Origin of the sequence: Streptomonospora wellingtoniae (genome assembly GCF_031845375.1) — a bacterium.
Classification (GTDB): Bacteria; Actinomycetota; Actinomycetes; order Streptosporangiales; family Streptosporangiaceae; genus Streptomonospora; species Streptomonospora wellingtoniae.
On the sequence record NZ_JAVREK010000001.1, the window covers coordinates 224,529 to 239,747 of the forward strand.

General features: G+C 73.1%; 14 protein-coding genes. 7 read left to right on the forward strand and 7 right to left on the reverse strand.

The window, feature by feature from the left end; all coding sequences use genetic code 11:
• Positions 1–79: 79 nt before the first annotated feature.
• The 5 genes from RM446_RS00975 to RM446_RS00995 all read right to left on the reverse strand — a co-directional run bounded on the left by RM446_RS00975 (position 80) and on the right by RM446_RS00995 (position 5,943).
• The gene (locus RM446_RS00975) at positions 80–1,027 is read right to left on the reverse strand and encodes a shikimate dehydrogenase (RefSeq protein ID WP_449657166.1); all 948 of its coding nucleotides are present in this window, start codon (positions 1,025–1,027) and stop codon (positions 80–82) included.
• Positions 1,024–2,940 (reverse strand): sugar phosphate isomerase/epimerase and 4-hydroxyphenylpyruvate domain-containing protein, encoded by a 1,917-nt coding sequence (locus RM446_RS00980; RefSeq protein WP_311543104.1) that lies wholly within the window; start codon positions 2,938–2,940, stop codon positions 1,024–1,026. The genes RM446_RS00975 and RM446_RS00980 overlap by 4 nt, the downstream gene beginning before the upstream one ends.
• Positions 2,941–2,987: 47 nt before the next feature.
• Positions 2,988–3,986 (reverse strand): DctP family TRAP transporter solute-binding subunit, encoded by a 999-nt coding sequence (locus RM446_RS00985; RefSeq protein ID WP_311543105.1) that lies wholly within the window; start codon positions 3,984–3,986, stop codon positions 2,988–2,990.
• Positions 3,987–4,105: 119 nt separating this feature from the next.
• Entirely contained in the window at positions 4,106–5,380 is a 1,275-nt protein-coding gene (locus RM446_RS00990) for a TRAP transporter large permease (protein ID WP_311543106.1), read from the reverse strand.
• Positions 5,377–5,943 carry a TRAP transporter small permease subunit gene (locus tag RM446_RS00995; RefSeq protein WP_311543108.1) on the reverse strand — a complete coding sequence of 189 codons (567 nt, stop codon included), beginning with the start codon at positions 5,941–5,943 and terminating at the stop codon, positions 5,377–5,379. Before RM446_RS00995 ends, RM446_RS00990 begins: the two co-directional genes overlap by 4 nt.
• Positions 5,944–6,092: 149 nt before the next feature.
• Between RM446_RS00995 and RM446_RS01000 the strand changes: the two genes are divergently transcribed.
• From RM446_RS01000 to RM446_RS01010, 3 genes are all read left to right on the forward strand, one after another.
• Positions 6,093–7,094, forward strand: a complete 1,002-nt coding sequence (locus tag RM446_RS01000; RefSeq protein ID WP_311543110.1) for a LacI family DNA-binding transcriptional regulator — start codon at positions 6,093–6,095, stop codon at positions 7,092–7,094.
• 196 nt (positions 7,095–7,290) lie between these two features.
• Entirely contained in the window at positions 7,291–7,704 is a 414-nt protein-coding gene (locus RM446_RS01005) for a MerR family transcriptional regulator (RefSeq protein WP_311543112.1), read from the forward strand.
• A 16-nt stretch (positions 7,705–7,720) separates the two neighbouring features.
• Complete coding sequence (locus RM446_RS01010) at positions 7,721–9,349, forward strand: peptide chain release factor 3 (RefSeq protein WP_311543113.1); 1,629 nt, start codon at positions 7,721–7,723, stop codon at positions 9,347–9,349.
• Positions 9,350–9,436: 87 nt separating this feature from the next.
• Here the strand turns inward: RM446_RS01010 and RM446_RS01015 are convergent, their stop codons facing one another.
• Positions 9,437–10,645, reverse strand: coding sequence for an FAD-dependent oxidoreductase (locus RM446_RS01015; RefSeq protein WP_311543114.1), 1,209 nt, complete (start codon positions 10,643–10,645; stop codon positions 9,437–9,439).
• Between the two features lie 196 nt (positions 10,646–10,841).
• On the reverse strand, positions 10,842–11,492 hold the full coding sequence (locus RM446_RS01020; protein WP_311543115.1) for a PadR family transcriptional regulator: 651 nt from the start codon (positions 11,490–11,492) through the stop codon (positions 10,842–10,844).
• A gap of 356 nt (positions 11,493–11,848) precedes the next feature.
• On the opposite strand from RM446_RS01020, the gene RM446_RS01025 reads away from it, so the two are divergent.
• The 4 genes from RM446_RS01025 to RM446_RS01040 all read left to right on the forward strand — a co-directional run bounded on the left by RM446_RS01025 (position 11,849) and on the right by RM446_RS01040 (position 15,205).
• Entirely contained in the window at positions 11,849–12,322 is a 474-nt protein-coding gene (locus RM446_RS01025) for a nitroreductase/quinone reductase family protein (protein WP_311543116.1), read from the forward strand.
• 100 nt (positions 12,323–12,422) lie between these two features.
• On the forward strand, positions 12,423–12,998 hold the full coding sequence (locus RM446_RS01030) for a GNAT family N-acetyltransferase (RefSeq protein WP_311543117.1): 576 nt from the start codon (positions 12,423–12,425) through the stop codon (positions 12,996–12,998).
• Between the two features lie 297 nt (positions 12,999–13,295).
• Positions 13,296–14,579, forward strand: a complete 1,284-nt coding sequence (locus tag RM446_RS01035; protein ID WP_311543118.1) for a sensor histidine kinase — start codon at positions 13,296–13,298, stop codon at positions 14,577–14,579.
• Positions 14,567–15,205, forward strand: coding sequence for a response regulator transcription factor (locus RM446_RS01040; RefSeq protein WP_311543119.1), 639 nt, complete (start codon positions 14,567–14,569; stop codon positions 15,203–15,205). The genes RM446_RS01035 and RM446_RS01040 overlap by 13 nt, the downstream gene beginning before the upstream one ends.
• Positions 15,206–15,219 lie beyond the last annotated feature (14 nt).

A 15,219-nucleotide genomic window follows, 5' to 3' on the forward strand; every position in this document is an offset into this window, starting at 1 on the left:
TACAGGATGGAAGAAACCCGGCGGAAGCCGTCCCCGCCCACACAGGAGGGCACGGGCGGCCTCCGGCCCCGAGGACCGCTTACTCCGCCGCCAGAAGTTCGTGGAAATGGGCGAGCATGCGGTCGCGGTCGGGTGGTGTGCCGGTGAAGAGCTGGAAGGCGTCGGCCGCCTGGAAGACGGCCATGGCTCCGCCGTCGAGGGTGGCGCAGCCCCGGGACTCCGCGTCGTCCAGCAGTTCGGTGCGCAGCGGGCGGTAGACGACGTCGGCGACCCAGAGCGGGGGGCGCAGCAGCTCGCGCGGGACGGGCGTGCCGGGATGGTGGGCCATGCCCACCGGGGTGGCGTGCACCAGGCCGTCGGCTCCGGCGAGCAGGCGGCCGGGGTCGTCGGCTCCGGCCGGCTCGCAGCGGGCACCGGGGAACCGGCGGCCGACGCGCTCGGCCAGTTCGGCCGCCCGCCCGGTGTCGAGGTCGGCGACGACCAGCGTGCGCACCTCCGAGGCCAGCAGCGCGTGCGCGACGGCCGCACCCGCTCCGCCCGCGCCCAGCAGGACCACCCGCTCGCGCGCCGCGTGCGGCAGACCGCGCTCCAGCGAGCGCGCGAATCCGGACCAGTCGGTGTTGTGCCCGATGGCCGAGCCGCCGTCGAAGACCACGGTGTTGACGGCCCCGATCGCGGCGGCGTCGGAGGTGAGCCCGTCCAACACGGGCAGCACCAGCTGCTTGCAGGGATGCGTGATGTTCAGGCCGTTGAACCCGAGCCGCCGCGCCGCCGGCACCAGGTCGGCCACCGACTCGGGCGGCAGGTCCAGCTCGGCGATGTCGATGGTGCGGTAGATCAGGCGCCGCCCCGACGCGGCCGCCTCCCGCTCGTGCATGGGCGGCGTCAGCGAGGGGCCGACCCCCGCCCCGATGAGCCCGACGAGGTAGGACGGCGCCGTATCGCGGGGCTCGGCTCCGTCCGCGCCGGGCGCCTGCGCCTCGCCCACCGCCCGCAGTGCCGCCTCGTCGCCGATCGCGCCGGTCACCTGGCCTGCTCCGCCCGGTGGGCGGCCATGCGGACGGCGGCGTTGGCGGCACCGTAGCCGCGGTAGCCGCCCGTGCGCTGCACCACCTCGAAGAACAGCCGGTTGTCCAGCATCGGCGTGTAGAAGTGGAAGAACTCGCCTCCGGCGGCCGAGCGGTCGTAGAGGATCCCATTGGTGCGCATCCGCTCACGCACCGCGGGCGCGAGATCGGTTCGGGCGGCGAGGTCGTCGTAGTAGTTGTCGGGTATCGGCAGCGGGGCGACGCCGGCGGCGCGCATCGCCTCGGCCGCCGCGAACACGTCGTCGCAGGCGAATGCGGCGTGCTGGGCTCCGCCGGCCGCATCCGAGTGCGCACCGCGGCCCAGCACCGACACGTTGAGCGCGATGCGCAGCCCGCCGTCGTCGCCGCCGGCCAGCGCCCGGCTCCGCACGAGCCCGTCGGGTGCCGCCACCTCCAGGCTCTCCTCGGGGGTCAGGCCCAGCACCGAGCGGTAGAACAGCGAGGCTTCGTCGAAGTGGTCGAAGGGCTGGAACAGGCCAACGTGGTCGATGGCCGACAGTGGCGCCCCGTCGTCGCCGGGGTGCCGGTCGCGCACCGCCGCGGCGCCGAAGTCGGCGAGCCACTCCCGGCCCTCCCGGCTGCCGGGGCAGAAGAACACGGCTGTGCCGTCGGGGGCCGCGACCGCGTTCAGCCGCGACTCGGCCGGGTCGCGCCGGCGCGGCAGCGTCGGGGCGAGCAGGCGCTCGGCCCGCTGGGCCGCGCGCCCGGGGTCGGCGACCTCCACACCGAGGGCGGTGACGGCCGCGTCGCCGTCCCAGGTGTGGCCCAGGCGCGGGTCGGTGGAGTTGAGCAGCACGCGGACACCGCCGCTGCTCCACAGCTGGACGGGCTTGGACCGGTGGTCGCGGGTGTGGGCGAATCCGAGCGCGGCGAGCACGGCGCGCACGCGCTCGGCGCCGCCCTCCTCCCCCTCCTCCTGCGCGGCGACCTCGACGAAGGCGTACCCGGCGTCGTCGGGCGGGTCGGGCAGGCGGGTCAGGGAGACCCGGGGCCGTGCGCCGTCGGCCCCGGGCTCCCCGTCGACGCGCTCGGCCGCCCGCTCGCGGGCGAGCGCGTCCTCCAGCACCGACAGCGAGCGCATCGCGTCGGCGGCGGTGCGGTGGGGGTCGGCTGCGCGGAAGACGTCGTTGAACACCTCCAGCGACAGCGGCCCGGTGTACCCGGCCGCGAGCACCTGCCGGGTGAAACCGGTCAGGTCGAAGGCGCCCTGGCCGGGGAAGCACCGGTAGTGCCGGCTCCACTGCAGCAGGTCCATGGCCATGTAGGGGGCGTCGGCCAACTGCAGGAAGAAGATCTTCTCGCCGGGGATGCCGCGTATTCCGGCGGGATCTCCGCCCTTGGACAGGATGTGGAAGCTGTCCAGGCACACCCCCAGCGACGGGTGGTCGGCCTCGGCGACCAGGCGCCAGGAGTGCTCGTAGGTGTCGACTCGGCGGCCCCAGGCCAGCGCCTCATAGGCGATGCGCACGCCGTAGGGCGCGGCGGCCTCGGCGAGGCGGCGCAGCTGGGCCGCCGCCCGGGCGTCGCCGCCGAGGGCCGCCGGCGAGGCGTTCGAGCAGACCAGCAGCGTGTCCGCGCCGAGTTCCAGCATCAGCTCGAACTTGGCCTCGGCCCGGCGCAGGTTCCGTTCGAGCCCGGCGTCGTCGACGCCCTCGAAGTCGCGGAACGGCTGGTAGAGGTCGATGCCCAGGCCGAGCTCGGCCGCCGCCGCGCGGACCTCGCGCGGGGGCAGCGGGGAGGCGACGAGGTCGTTCTCGAAGACCTCGACCCCGTCGAACCCCGCTGCCGCGGCCGCCCGCAGCTTCTCCTCCAGGGTGCCGCTGAGCGATACGGTGGCGATACTGCGCCGCATGTCGGTTGCTCTCCGCTCCGTCGTCCTTCGGGCCCGCTGCGCGCCGGTTACCGCGCCTCTTGGAAGGCCTGGTAGAGCGCCAGCGAGTCGCCTTCGAGGTTCTTCTGGAAGTAGTCCCTGGCCTGGGAGCGGAACGCCTCGGTGTCGACGTCGTCGACGATCTCGATCGTCCCGTTGGCCTTCCACTCGTCGACGATCTCGGCCTCGGCCTTCTCGATGCACTCGCGGTTCTGCGCGCGCGTCTCGCTGACCGCCGTCTGCAGGGCCTCCTGCTGCTTGGCGGAGAGCTTCTGCCACGTCTTGCCGGATACGACGATCATCTGCGAGCCGATCTGGTGGCTCGTGAGGCTGATGTGCGACTGGACCTCGTCGAAGTTGTCGCTGTGGATGGTGGGGATGGGGTTCTCCTGGCCGTCGGCGGTGCCCTGCTGCAGGGCCAGGTAGACCTCCTCGAAGGCCACGGTGGTCGCGTCGGCGCCCAGAGCCTTGGCGTTCTGCAGGTAGATCGGGGAGTCGGGGAACCGCATCCGCAGGCCGTCGAGGTCGGCGGGCTTGCGGATGGCCGTGTTCGCGGTGAAGTGCCGGTCGCCGAAGTACCAGACGTCCAGGATCTTGGCGCCGGTGGCCTCCTCGAAGTCTGTCTTGATCTTCTCCGAGGCGTCGGAGTCGAAGAAGTCGAACAGGTGGTCGGCGTCGTCGAAGGCGTAGGCGGCGTCGAACACGCCGATCGGCTCGTAGGTCGAGCCGAGCGCCGCCGAGCCCTGGACGTCCATGTCGATGTCGCCGGACATCACCGAGGCGAAGGTCTCGGTGTTGCCGCCGAGCTGGCTGTTGGGGAAGGTGTCGACGGTCATGCCCACGTCGGCCTTCTCGACCTTCTCGGCGACGACGTCGATGCCGCAGCGGGTGTGCGGGTGGTCCTGGGCGTAGCTGTTGGCGAAGGAGAGGGTGAGTCCGTCGTCGGCGGACTCGCCGCCGGAGCCGCAGCCGGCGAGGGTCAGGGCGGCTACCGGCAGGACGGCCGCCCAGCGAAGGGTGGTGCGCATCGAACGCCTCCTAAGGGGGTCCTCGGGGGATGGCGCCGCTTCCGGCGGCGCTGGGTGTGCGGTACGGGGTAGGGCGCTTTTCGGCCGGACGGGTCGGGTCCGGGTCGGGGGCAGACGGGCTACAGGCCCAGGTATCCGGGCAGGAACAGCACCAGGTCCGGTGCGGCGGTGAGCAGGGCGAGGACCGCGATGAGCGGGAGGAGGAACGGGGCCGTGCCCCGGAACACCTCCTGCATCGGGGTGCGGGTCGCCGAGCCGAGGACGAACAGCACTCCCCCGATGGGCGGGGTGAGCAGGCCGATCATCAGGTTGACGATGGTGATGACGCCGAAGTGCACCGGGTCCACGCCGAACTGCACCGCCACGGGCAGGAGCACCGGAACGGTGATCACCAGCGCGGCGACGGGCTCCAGCACCGTGCCGATGAGGATCAGCGCGACGTTGACCAACAGCAGGAAGACCACCGGGCTGTCGGTGAACCCGAGCAGGAACGTCGCCAGGGCCTGGGGTACCTGCTCGCGGGCGAGGATCCAGCCGAGCAGGCCGGACGCCGCCAGGATGATCGCGATGGACGCCGCGGTCGTGGCGGTCTCCACCGCGATCCGCCACAGCGCCTTGAGGCCCAGCTCCCGGTAGCAGAACCCGAGGAAGAACACGTATGCGGCGCCGACGGCGGCGGCCTCGGTGGGGGTGAACAGGCCGCTGAGGATGCCGCCGAGCAGGATCACCGGCGCGCCGAGGGGGCCGATCACGCGCAGCACGGCGCCGCGAACCTCGCCGGGTTCGGGGCGGCGCCCGGCCAGGTGGGGCTGGCGGCGCCCCCAGATGAAGACCGCGACCGCGAGTCCCGCCGCGATCAGCAGCGCCGGGACGACGGCGGCGGCGAACAGGGCGGCGGTGGAGACGGCCGCCACCGAGGCGTAGACGATGGCCGGGATGCTCGGCGGCATCACCGGTCCGATCAGGCTCGACGCCGCTGAGAGGCCGAGCGAGAAGCGGCGGGAGTAGCCGCGGCTCGTCATCGCGGGGACGGTCATCTTGCCCACGCCGGCGACGTCGGCCAGTGCACTGCCGCTCATCCAGGAGAAGCCGACGCTGACGCCGATGTTGACGTAGCCCAGCCCGGCGCGGACCCGGCCGAAGAGCACCTGGGCGAACGCGAAGATCCGGTCGGCGATACCCGTGTGGTTGGCGGTCACCCCGACGAGGATGAACAGCGGCACGGCCAGCAGCGGAAAGCTGTCGATCTCCTGCGCGGCCGTGCGCAGGCTCAGCCCGGTGGACTGGTCGGTCAGCGCCATGTAGGCGATGCAGGGGCCGAGGATGGCGAATGCGATGGGCACCCGCAGTACGAGCAGGAGCAGGATCCCGCAGACGACCAGCGTCGCGCTCATCGGTCGGCCTCCCCGGTGTCGGCGTCGGTGTCGGTGTCGGCGGGCAGCGGCTCGGCGGGCGGGCCTGGCAGGAACGCGTTGGCGGCGGCGCGCAGCGCGGCGAGCGCCAGCCCGACCAGCGGGATCGCGTACACGAAGGACATGGGAATGCCGAGTGCGGGGGTCGTCATCGGCGAGCCGCCGAAGACCAGCTCGGCGGCCTCGGCGGTGAACGCCGCACAGACGGCGGCGACCACCAGGTTGGCCACGACCCACACCCCGCGGCGGACCCACGCCGACGGCGCGAAGTCGACAAGCTTGAGGGCGATGTGCTCATCGCGGCCGAGCAGGTAGCCCGCCAGCGAGAACGCCAGCCACACCAGGCCCAGGCGGGCCAGCTCGCCGGTCCACACCCATCCGGTCACCGGCAGGTGGCGCTGGAGGGCCTGGGTCAGCATCAGGACGAGGATCAGGGCCAGGAGCGCTACCCCCACGGCAAGTTCCGCGGTCTCCAGCCACCGCACCGCCGCCGGGCGGGACCGCGGCGGCGGCCCTTCGCCGGTTCCTTCGGAGGTGTCGGACATCCGGGGCTCCACTCGACGAGGACAACGACAGCGCTGCTCAGACCGGTCGACGCCGGTCCGCAGCGCGGATTGTGTGAACCCTAGGTTTCCGCCACATTGCATGACAAGCGATTGCCAAATGTTGTCATTCCGCGTACAACAGACGCATCATGACCACCCCCAAGCGCACGACCGTCTACGACGTCGCCCGTGAAGCCGGTGTCGCCGCCTCGACGGTCTCCCGCACCTTCGGCAACCCGCGCCGGGTCAACGCGGCCACCCGCCGGCACGTGCTGGCGGTGGCCGAGCGCCTCGGCTACCACCCCAACCCGCTGGCCACCGCCCTGCAGTCGGGCCGCACGGCGACGGTGGCGATGCTTGTGCCCGACATCGCCAACCCGCACTTCTTCGGCACCATCCGCGGTGCGGAGCGCCGCGCGACGGCCGCGGACATCACGTTCATCCTGGGGTTCACCGACGAGTCCGGCGACACCGAGCGCGACAAGATCGAGCGCCTGGCCCGCTCGGTCGACGGCTTCGTGCTGGCGTCGAGCCGCATGCCCGACGCCACCACCGCCGACCTCGCACGCGAGCACAACCTGGCCCTCATCGACCGCGAGGTCGACGGGCTGCCCGGCGTCGTCATAGACAACGCCTCGGGCAGCAGGCAGCTCGTGGACCACCTCGCCTCTCTGGGGCACCGCTCGCTGGTCTACCTGTCGGGCCCGCACGGCTCGTGGCTCGCGGGCGAGCGCTGGCGGGCGCTGAGCGCGGGGGCGGAAGAGCGGGGGATGGCCGCGACCCGGCTGGGCCCGTTCCCACCGCAGGTCGCGGGCGGCGGGGCGGCCGCCGACGCGGCGCTGGTCTCGGGCGCGACGGCCGTCGTCGCCCACAACGACCTGCTGGCGATCGGGATACTGCGGCGGCTGGCCGAGCGCGGCGTGTCCGTGCCCGACCGGATCAGCGTGGCGGGCTACGACGACATCTTCGGCGCCGACTTCTGCGTGCCCGCCCTGACCACGCTCGCCGGCCCCCAGGAGGAGGCCGGCCGCGCCGCCGTGGAGATCCTGCTGAACAAGGCCTCGGCCCGCGCCGCCGAGGACGGCCCCCGCCGCGTAGTGCTGCCCTCCCACCTGGTCATCCGCGACTCCACCGGACCGGCTCCCGCGTGACTTCGGCACCGCCCGCGCGGGAGCCGCGCGGGCGGTGGACGGAGGGTCGGTCCCGCGTCCGTGTAGCGGGGCACTCGGGACCGGCGGTCCGCGGCGCCCGGGGAGCGCAGGAGGGCTACGCTCGACGGCGGAACGGCGGTTCGGCCGGGCCCGCGTTTCTCACGTGAGGGTAGAGTTGTAGCCAGGAGGTGCGTGGATGGGCGCCGAGCACATGCAGATCGGCCAGGTCGCCCAGCGCACGGGCCTGTCGCTGCGAACCATCCGCTACTACGGCGAGGTCGGGCTGGTCGAACCCTCGGCCCGCTCACGCGGCGGGTTCCGGCTCTACACCGAGGCCGACCTCGACCGACTGCTGCTGATCAAGCGGATGAAACCGCTCGACTTCAGCCTGGAGGAGACCCGCGACCTGCTGGAAGTCCTGGACAGCCTCGCCGAGCCGGGCCTGGACGAGGACCGGCGGGCGCGACTCGCCGCCCGGCTGGACGCCTTCGAGCAGGCCGCCGACGAGCGATGCCGCGCGCTGCGCGGGCAGTTGGCAAGGGCCGAGGAGTTCGCCGAGCGGTTGAGCGACCAGCGGCGCACGCACCTCGCACCGACCGGCGACAGGTGAGGAACGAGCAGCAGCGTTGAATACCACGGCCACAGACAGCGACGCGAAGGCCACCGCGGAGGTCACCGACCAGGCCGCGCGGCGGCGCACCTTCGCGGTGATCTCCCACCCCGACGCGGGCAAGTCCACCCTCACCGAGGCGCTGGCCCTGCACGCCGCTGCCATCACCTCGGCCGGCGCCGTGCACGGCAAGGGCGAGCGGCGCGGCGTCACCTCCGACTGGATGGAGATGGAGCAGTCCCGCGGCATCTCGATCACGTCCGCGGCACTGCGCATCGACTACGGCGACTGCGTGTTCAACCTCCTCGACACCCCCGGCCACGCCGACTTCTCCGAGGACACCTACCGGGTGCTCTCGGCGGTGGACTGCGCGATCATGCTGCTGGACTCGGCCAAGGGCCTGGAACCCCAGACCCTGAAGCTGTTCGACGTCTGCCGCGCCCGCAACATGCCGGTGATCACCTTCGTCAACAAGTGGGACCGGCCCGGCCGCGAACCCCTGGAGCTGCTGGACGAGATCGAGCAGCGCATCGGCCTGCGCCCCACCCCGCTGAACTGGCCCGTGGGCATCGCCGGCGACTTCCGCGGGCTCATCGACCGCTCCGACGGCACCTACACCAAGCTCACCCGCACCCCCGGCGGCGCCACCCGCGCCGTCGAGGAGCGGATGGACGCCGAGCAGGCGGCCCGGGCCGAGGGCGAGGAGTGGGGCCAAGCCCAGGAGGAGATCGAACTGCTCGGCGAGATCGAGGCGCATTACGACGAGAAGTCGTTCCTCGCCGGGGAGTCCTCGCCGGTGCTCTTCGGCGCCGCTCTGCCCAACTTCGGCGTCTCCCAGCTGCTGGAGACGCTTGTGAAGCTGGCGCCGGCGCCCGAGGACCCCGTCGACGTGCTCGGCGAGCGGCGGCCCGTCGGCGCGCCGTTCTCCGGCCAGGTGTTCAAGATGCAGGCCAACATGGACAAGGCCCACCGCGACCGGATGGCGTTCCTGCGCATCTCCTCGGGCCGCTTCGACCGCGGCATGGTGCTCACCCACGGCGCGACCGGGCGCCCGTTCGCGACCAAGTACACCCAGGCGGTGTTCGGCAGCGAGCGCTCCACGATCGAGTCGGCCTACCCCGGCGACGTCATCGCGCTGGTCAACGCCGCCGCGCTGAGCGTGGGCGACACCCTCTACTCGGGGCCGAAGGTGGAGTTCGCGCCGATCCCCAGCTTCTCGCCGGAGCACTTCGCCGTGTGCCGGGCCAAGGACTCCGGTCGCTACAAGCAGTTCCAGCGCGGGATCGCCCAGCTGGACGCCGAGGGCGTGGTGCAGGTGCTGACCTCGGATGTGCGCGGCGAGCAGGCGCCCGTGCTGGCGGCCGTGGGCCCCCTGCAGTTCGACGTGGTCTCCCACCGCATGGCCGAGGAGTTCAACGCCCCGGTCGAACTGGCGCACCTGGAGTACTCGCTGGCGCGGCGCACCGACGCCGACTCGGCCCCGACCGCGCACGCGCTGTCGGGAGCCGAGGTCCTCAAGCGCCGTTCCGACGGCGAGCTGCTGGTCCTGGTCCACAACAAGTACCGGCTGCGCGTGATCAAGCGCGACAACCCGAACCTGATCCTGGAGCCGCTCCTGGCCGGCGGCACCGACGCCGACGCCTGACACCGCCCCACCCCCGCTGATCTTGTAGCTATCGTGAAGAAAAACGATTTCCAGTGACGATAGCTACAAGATCGACGGTGATGTGCCTCAGGTTGCGGCTGACTCGGCCGCCCGCACCGGAGCGTCCCAGTCGATCCGGTACCGCTGCTCGGCACCGAACGCCTTCTCCGGATCGAGCGCGGTCTTGAGCAGCACCCGCATCAGCACGGGCGTCAGCACCCGGGCGACGGGGCCGGGCGCCTTGAGCGTGTTCGTCTTGGCCGCGCGGGCGGCCACCTTCTCCACCCGCGGCCGACGGCTGCGCTCGTAGGCGTCGAACGCGCTGCTGGGGTCGGGGATGTCGCGCAGGCAGCGGGCGAGCTCAACCGCGCTCTCGACCGCCAGCGACGCACCCTGCCCTGAGCTGTTGGAGGGCGCGTGCACCGCGTCACCCACCAGCACCATGCGCCCGGTGTGCCAGCGCGGCACGTGCGGCAGGATGTGGAGCGACCCGCTGACCTGCAGGTTCTCGGCGGGAGTGCTGCGCATCAGGTCGCCGCCCGGGTCGTCGTCGCCGTAGGTCTCACGCAGCAGCCGCAGCCACTCCTCGGCGGGAACCTCGCGCGCCGCCGCCAGGGGCATCGGCTTGTCCTGCGGCAGGTTCGCGCCCCAGCCGGTGCGGCCGTCGGGGCGGGGCCAGTAGAGGTAGTAGGCCCGCCTCCCGAAGGTGAAGGTCTGGGATCCGGGTTCACGCCGCACCCGGTGGTCGGCAACACCCTCGAAGCCCAGGACGCCGGTGTAGCCCGGGTCGGGCGCGCCGGGATCGATCAGCTTGCGTACCACCGAGTGGACGCCGTCCGCGCCGATGAGCACATCGGCGCGCGCCGAGGTGCCGTCGGCGAAACGCGCCGTCACACCGCCGGCGTCCTCCTCGGCCCCGACCAGGCGCTTGCCGTACTCTGTTCGGACTCCTTGCGACGTCGCCAGATCGTGCAGCGCGCGGTACAGCTCGCCGCGGCGCACGAGCCGCATCGGCGGCAGTCCGGCCAGCTGCGGCAGCTCGACCTCCCGCCCGCCGAACGACAGCGCCGAGCTGTGGAGCGGGATCGAGCCGGCTTCCGCGGCGGCGCGGGCGCCGACCACCTCCAGCGCCTCCTGGCCGTTGGGGGCGATCGCGAGGCTGCCTCCGACGCCGTCGGCGGTGGAGGCGTAGGCCTCGTAGACGGTCGCCTCGACGCCCGCTTTCTGCAGCGCCAGCGCCGCGACGGGGCCGGCGATGCCCCCGCCGACCACCAGGGCGGTTCTCGTACTGGACATGACACTCCTCAGGACTCTCCGAGGCAGCGGGCGGTGCCCGTGCCCTCTGTGTTCGGTCTGCTCCGAACCGCGTCCGGTGAGGTGAGCCGGATATGCTGCGCTTGCCACATCGCGACCGGACTCGCTTCCACCGGGTGCGGTTCGAGTGCCCGGCCCCGGCGGCGGTGCTGCAACACCTCCGCCGGGGCCGTTCTCCCTATCGGTCTGCCTCCCCTTCCGCTTCTGCGAGCTCGGCGACTCCGGAGGGCGCCTCGCCCGTCGAGTGCCACCTGGCCCACTCCCCCAAGCCGGGGAAGCTCCCGGAGGACAGTTCGCCGACGAACGAGCGGACCCAGTCGGCCTCGGCCTCGCGGACGGCGATCTCGTACTCGTCTTCGACGAGGAACAGCCGCGGCACGTCACCCCGGTTCCGGTCGAGCTCCTCGCGCAGGGACGCGTTGCCCCTGTCGAGGGCGTCGAGCCGGCGCCGGAGCATCGTCAGGGCCTCCTCGGGTTCCAGGGCCGCGAGCACGGACAGGCCGGCCTTGAAGCGCGGGCGCTCCGGCTGCGGCGTCGAGACCAGCTCGGCGGCCCAGTCGACCAGCTCCGCCCGGCCGGCGTCGGTGATCCGGTAGACCGTGCGCTCCGGGCGGGCGCCCGCGCGCTCGCTCTCCACCGCCTCCACGAACCCGTGCTTGGCCAGGTTCCGCACGACGGTGTAGAGGGAGCCCCACTTGATCTCCATGTCGTCATCCTTGCTGCGGGCGCGCAGCACCGAGGCGACCTCGTAAGGGTGCATCGGCCGCTGGACGACGACGGAAAGGACGGCGAGAGCGAGCAGGTTTCCTACTTTGCGGCGGTTTGCCATGGGTGTTCCTCGTTTACGATTACTCGCTTACGAATATACGTTGGCGAGTTCCGGTTGGCAACACCCGCGACAGCGTTCCTGGCTCGGGCGACCGGGGATGCCTGCACGTGCGGCCCGGCTGCTCCCGCTGCGGTGGAGACTGAACGTCCGGGGTCGGGACGCCTGCGCCACGCCTCCGATGCCTCCGAACCTCCGACGCCGAACCGCGTCCGGCGACGCCGTTCCGCCCCGGCGGGCCTGCCCGGCCCCGCGGCGGGGCGGTGCGGTGTCCTCTTCGGGACAGCGCCGCCCCCGCGAGCCGGCGAGCGGCTAGCATCGGCCCGGCAGGCAGTCCGGTGCACCTCAGGAGGCCGCTGATGAGCCACGCGTTCCGCGCTACGGCAGGCGTGCGCGCCCTCAACGCCGTCGTCCGGTCGGCGGTGCGGCTCGGCCTCCCCGTGGGGCGCGCGCACGTGCTGACCCTGGTCGGACGGACGTCGGGAGCCCTGCGCTCCACTCCGGTCAGTCCGGTCCGGTGGGGAGGGCGGCGGTGGCTGGTCGCGAGCAGCAGCGCCGCCGCATGGGTCGCCAACGCACGCGCCGACGGCGCGGGGACGCTGCGCGGACGCGGCCGGAGCGAGGCCGTCCGGCTGGTCGAGGCCGACGGCGAGGACGCCCACGCGGCGCTGAAGGTGTTCGCCGACGAGGTCGCCCGCGGCCGGTGGCTGCGCACCCCGCCCGGCTCCCCCGTCCGCGAGTTCGCCGCCGACCTGGCCGACCATCCGGTGTTCGAGGTGCTCGGCGGCGGGGATGCGCGGCACGCGCCGCCGGAGGCCGACACGCAGGGCTGACCGGGGGCGGCCGCGCCCGTTCGACCGGTGCCGACCGGGCCGGCACGGGGGCCGACCGGTCGGCGTATGCTCGGGTCACCCACGACCCCTTGGGGGCACGATGTTCACCTGGCGCCGGATCGGCCCGCAGGACTTCCCGCTGCTGTGCGAGTGGCTGGCGCAGCCGCACGTGTCCCGGTGGTGGAACCACGAGACCTCGGTTGAGGCGGTGGAACGCGACTTCGGCCCCGCAGCTCGCGGCACGGAGCCCTCGCAGGACTGGCTCGCGCTGCTCGGGGGCGACCCCGTGGGCCTGGTCCAGCGGTCGCGGCCGACCGACTACCCGGAGGAGCTCGCCTCACTGTCCGCCATCACCGCCGTACCTGCGGGCGCAGTGGTGATCGACTACCTGATCGGGCCGCCCGACCGGGTGGGGCGCGGAATCGGCACCAGGATGATCAGGGCGTTCATCGACAAGACGTGGCACGACTGCCCGGAGGCGCCGGCAGTCATGGTCGCCGTCGTCGCCGCCAACACGGCCTCGTGGCGCGCTTTGGAGAAGGCCGGACTGCAGCGCGTGGCCAGCGGCGCCATGGAGCCCGACAACCCGATCGACGAACCGCTGCACCACGTCTACCGCGTCGACCGCCGGCCCGTGGCTGACAGCCGCCCGGATACGACCTCGGCCGGCCGCTGACAGCGGCAGGGCCGCTTCCGGTCCGCCGCCGTCCGGCGGGTCTCCGCTCCCAGCTCACCCGCGGAGGGGAGCCGTCGCGCATCCGTCGCCGCGACCGGCCCGTGCCGTTCAGGGACGCGCCGCCGGGTACCCGTCGGCGGTTGCGTGTCGCTCCGCGGGCGACCGCTGCCGGGATGAAGCAGCGTGGACCCCATGTTGTCCAGTTGGCTGGACAGCCGCCGTACATGCGGTTGCGGTTGAATCAGAGGGCGTGCCGGGCCTCCGCGGGCGCAGGGCAGGGAGTCGGAAGGTCGCACTATGAACACCGAACGGTTGCTCGGCAGCGGGCGCGCGACGCTCTTCCTGCTGGCCTCGTTCCCGACCGGCATCGCGGCGCTGGTGCTCCTGCCGCTGCTGCTGCTGGGCACCGTCCTCGTGCCGCTGGGTGCAGGACTCTTCGTGCTGCCCCCACTGCTCTCCGCCGTGCGCCGGTGTGCGGAGTGGGAGCACCGCCGGTCCCTGCGCCTGCTCGGTGCCGCACCCATTCCTGCGGCGCCGCCCTCCCCGGAACCGCGCCGGCTGCTCGCACTGGCGGGCGAGCCGGCGACGCGGCGCGCCCTGCGCGGACTGCTCGTGCACGCGCTCGTGGGCACGTTCGCCGGTGTGGTCGGTGTGATGGCCGCGGTGGGGCTGCCCGCCACGCTGCTGGAGACGGCCGTGTGGTGGGGCACCCCCGAGCGCCCCACGTTCCTGTGGTTCGAGGCCACCGACTGGACGTCGGTCCTCCTCGGCGGAGTGACCGAGGCGGTGGTCTACGCGGCGCTCTTCTTCTGGGGGAGCCGGGTCGTCGCCGGGGGATACGCCCGCCTGATGGACCGGCTGCTGTCGCCTTCGCCCGCCGAGATCGAGGCCGCACGCCTGAGCCGGCGCGTCGAGGAGCTGTCCCACACCCGCGCCGAGGCGCTGAAGGCCCACGGCGACGAGCTGCGCCGCATCGAGCGGGACCTGCACGACGGCACCCAGGCGCGGCTGGTCGAGCTGGCCATGCGCGTGGGCGTCGCCGAGCAGCTGCTGTCCAGGGACCCCGACCGGGCCGCCGAGCTTCTGGGCCAGATCCGCGGCCGCGCTGAGGAGGCGATGACCGAGCTGCGCGACGTCATCCGCACCGTCTACCCGCCCATCCTCGCCGACCGGGGCCTCGACGGAGCCGTCGCGGCACTCGGCGCCCGATGCGCCGTGCCCACACGCGTCGAGACGGGCGAGCTCGGTGTGGTGCCCGCTTCGGTGCAGGCCGCGGCGTACTTCGTGGTCGCCGAGGCGCTCACCAACACCGCCAAGCACGCGCAGGCGTCCGCCGCCGCGGTGCGCGTCGACCGCGCGGGGGCCGCACTGGTCGTGGAGGTCTCCGACGACGGCGTCGGCGGGGCCGAGGACGCGCTCGTCGCAGCCGGTCCGGACGGCGCGGCCCGCGCCCGAGCGTCCGGAGGCACCGGCCTCAGCGGTATCCGCCGCCGTGTGGCGGCACTGGACGGTACGACGTCGGTAACCAGCCCCGCGGGCGGTCCGACCAGGATCACTGTGGAGCTGCCGTGCGAGTCGTGATCGTCGAGGACAACACCATCCTCGCCGAAGGGCTGAAGCTGCTGCTGGAGACCGGGGGCCACGAGGTGGCCGCCGTCCTCGGCGACGCCGGGGGGCTGCTGGACGCCGTGGACGAGCACTCCCCCGACGTGCTGATCGCCGATGTGCGGCTGCCCCCGGACTTCCGCGAGGAGGGCCTGCGCGCCGCGATCGCCGCGCGCCGCGCCCGACCGGGGCTGCCCGTGCTCGTGTTCTCCCAGTACGTCGAGGAGGTCTACGCGTCCGAGCTGTTCGCCGACGGCGCCCGCGGCGTCGGCTACCTGCTCAAGGACCGCGTCGCCCGCGTGGAGGAGTTCCTCGACGCACTGGCGCGGGTCGCGGCGGGCGGGACGGCGATGGACCCCGAGGTCGTGGGCCAGCTCCTGACCCGCCGGGAGCGCCCCTTGGCCCGGCTCACCCCGCGCGAGCGGGAGGTGCTGGCGCTGATGGCCGAAGGCCTGGACAACACCGCGATCGCCGGCCGCATGGTGGTGACCGAGGGCGCGGTCCACAAGCACATCGGCCGCATCTTCGCCAAGCTCGACCTCGCCGACGGCGACACCGGCCACCGCCGGGTCCGCGCGGTACTGGCCTACCTGGGCGCGTGACTCCCGGGGGTGTG